This is a genomic window from Segatella copri, from assembly GCF_009495355.1.
Taxonomy (GTDB): Bacteria; Bacteroidota; Bacteroidia; order Bacteroidales; family Bacteroidaceae; genus Prevotella.
In genome coordinates this window covers 1-1,962 of record NZ_VZAD01000005.1, presented here as the reverse complement: position 1 = coordinate 1,962, position 1,962 = coordinate 1, and the positions used below count along the sequence as shown (strand labels likewise).

General features: G+C 38.8%; 3 protein-coding genes. All 3 read left to right on the top strand.

Translation table 11 applies throughout. From position 1 onward, the window contains the following. Positions 1–230 (top strand): transposase (locus tag F7D20_RS00370; RefSeq protein WP_228114052.1); only part of this gene is annotated, 230 nt, incomplete at its 5' end. Positions 231–351: 121 nt separating this feature from the next. Continuing rightward, positions 352–1,470, top strand: a complete 1,119-nt coding sequence (locus tag F7D20_RS00365) for an AAA family ATPase (protein ID WP_158462302.1) — start codon at positions 352–354, stop codon at positions 1,468–1,470. Between the two features lie 140 nt (positions 1,471–1,610). Next, positions 1,611–1,790, top strand: a complete 180-nt coding sequence (locus F7D20_RS00360; RefSeq protein ID WP_194253459.1) for a hypothetical protein — start codon at positions 1,611–1,613, stop codon at positions 1,788–1,790. Positions 1,791–1,962 lie beyond the last annotated feature (172 nt).

Sequence of the window (1,962 nt, the reverse complement as noted above, 5' to 3'; positions counted from 1 at the left end):
AGCTGATGCCGTTCTATGACAGAATGATGCTGCGCAAGAGATACATTATCGAAACAATTAACGACATGCTGAAGAATACGGCACAGATTGTACATTCGCGTCATAGGTCTGTGAACAACTTTGTCATGAACCTCATCTCAGCATTGGGAGCATATTGTTTCTTTGACAACAAGCCAATGGCATTGCAAGGATACTGCATCGAAGACACGAAGCAACTTTCATTGTTCTAAAGACAGAATAATCTCTTTCGATTCTTTATATACAGCCCATGTCTGATGGCATGGGAAGAGAACTCGCGTATCTGTCTTCACATGCAACTAATCGCTATTTTATCCCGAATTGGGGTAGAATATGGAGAATCCTTTTATCATAACTGGATACATCAAGCCAGAATACTTCTGCGACAGAAAGCAAGAAGCCAAAAGAATCATCACAAAAATCACCAATGGTGAGAATATTGTCATAATGGCGGCAAGACGTGTGGGCAAAAGTAAACTTATTGACTTTTGCTTGGATTCGCCTACTATAAAGGATAATTTTATTTCTATTTCCATAGATATTCTTCGCACATCCAGTATCAATGAGTTTGCCTTTGAGTTAGGCAAGGCTGTGTTTGAGCAAGCTGCTCGTCGTAGCTCTAAGCTGCTAAAGATGGTGGTCAATACTTTGAAATCCATCAATGGCTGTTTTGGATACGACCCAATCTCCAATACACCTACTTTCAACCTCTCCCTTGGCGATATTTCCAATCCCCTCTATACCTTGGAGGAGATATTTGCTTGTTTGGAGCAAGCAGACAAAAAATGTATTGTTGCGATAGATGAGTTTCAGCAGATTGGCTATTATCCAGAGAAAAATATGGAAGCAGTTCTCCGTACTTATATCCAAAGATGCAGCAATGCCAATTTTATATTTTCGGGAAGTGAGCGACATCTCATCACTGAGATGTTTTCTGAGAAAGCACGACCATTCTATAATAGTGCAGACATCATGAATCTTGATGTTATTCCTATAGACAAATACACCGAGTTTGCCATTGGCTTATTCCATCATTTTGATAAAGATATTCAAGCGGAAGCAATTGCATTAGCTTATCATACTTTTGGTGGCAATACATATTATATACAGAAAGTAATGCATGAGGCTTTCAACCAAACAGACCCAAAGGGTGTTGCGGATAGTGAGATGATAGATGCTATTATCCGTTCATTGATATTGGACAATGACCGTAAGTTCAGTGAAATTCTCTCACGGCTAACCTTGCCCCAAAAAGAACTTTTATATGCTATTGCCAAAGCAGGCATGGCTAAGAAAATAACTTCTGCTGCTTTTATTAAAAAACATAATCTTCGTTCAGCAAGTAGTGTACAGAGCGCCATCAAGAAACTGTTGGAATATCACTTGGTTTCTACCTCGCAAGCTACTTATTATATAGATGATCAATTGATGGGGTTGTGGTTGAAAATGTAACTGATGTGCGAAACTTGATTTTTTCTAAAAGTTTCTTAAAGATAGTATTACTTTTTATCAGAAAATACTATCTTTGCAACTGATAATATCTTGTTATTATCTATCGGCTTGTGCAAGAAACAAATAATATATTAGCAATATTGGATAACTATCTCCATGACAATCCCGATGAGATTGCCAAGGAGATGGCGAATGACTTTAGAAGACGAAGGATAGAGAAAAATATGCCACGTGAAGTGGTGGATAAGTCGGGTGTGGCTGTCTGCAATATCACTCGTTTTGCACAGAAGGGTATAATGGTGAACATGCGACATCGGTAAATGGCACAGGTCATCCGACATTGGATGATATGATAACGGTAGGTGTGAAGAACAAAATGGCGGAAAGTAAGTGCCGTGAAATTTATGACAAAGTAGGGTTTTTCTGCCTCATTTCCGATGAGGGTGTGTCATAAGTCTGTGACGCACCCTTTTTTATTTTTTCATCTTTCCT

Coding starts and splice junctions, on each gene's coding strand:
- F7D20_RS00365 (WP_158462302.1), top strand. CDS start 352: ATGGAGAATCCTTTTATCATAACTGGATACATCAAGCCAGAATACTTC.